A 428-nucleotide genomic window follows, 5' to 3' on the forward strand; every position below is an offset into this window, starting at 1 on the left:
GATCGCGGTAGCGGATGCGCATCCGCTCGGCGCCCGCCCGTTCGGCCGGGCCGAGTACGTGAACAAGTTCCGTACCCTGGCCGGCGACGTGCTCGAACCTGACGAGATCGAACGCTTCCTCGACGTCGCCCAGCGACTGCCGGAACTGACCGCCGAGGAGCTCGGCCAGCTGACCATTATTGCCAAGCCCGGCCTGCTTGAGGCCACTGGCCTGCCGAAGGGACTCTTTTGATGCTGTACGCGACAACCACCCCCGCCGAGAAGCGGGTGAATTTCCGCGCGGGCCTGGCTTCCGGTGAGATCCAGCGGTTCCCCGGCGCGTTCAACCCGCTGTCGGCGAAGCTGATCCAGGCGAAGGGTTTCGACGGGGTCTACATCTCCGGCGCGGTCCTCTCCGCCGATCTCGGGCTGCCCGATATCGGGCTGAC

General features: G+C 66.8%; 2 pseudogenes. Both read left to right on the plus strand.

What is annotated here, in order from left to right:
• Nucleotides 1-232 (plus strand): annotated as a pseudogene (locus tag AB4Y94_RS17815) (MmgE/PrpD family protein); the annotation flags it as partial.
• Nucleotides 232-428, plus strand: a pseudogene (locus tag AB4Y94_RS17820) (methylisocitrate lyase); the annotation flags it as partial. The pseudogenes AB4Y94_RS17815 and AB4Y94_RS17820, both read left to right, overlap by 1 nt.

Source organism: Glaciibacter sp. 2TAF33, assembly GCF_052114945.1.
In the GTDB taxonomy this organism is placed as follows: Bacteria; Actinomycetota; Actinomycetes; order Actinomycetales; family Microbacteriaceae; genus Cryobacterium.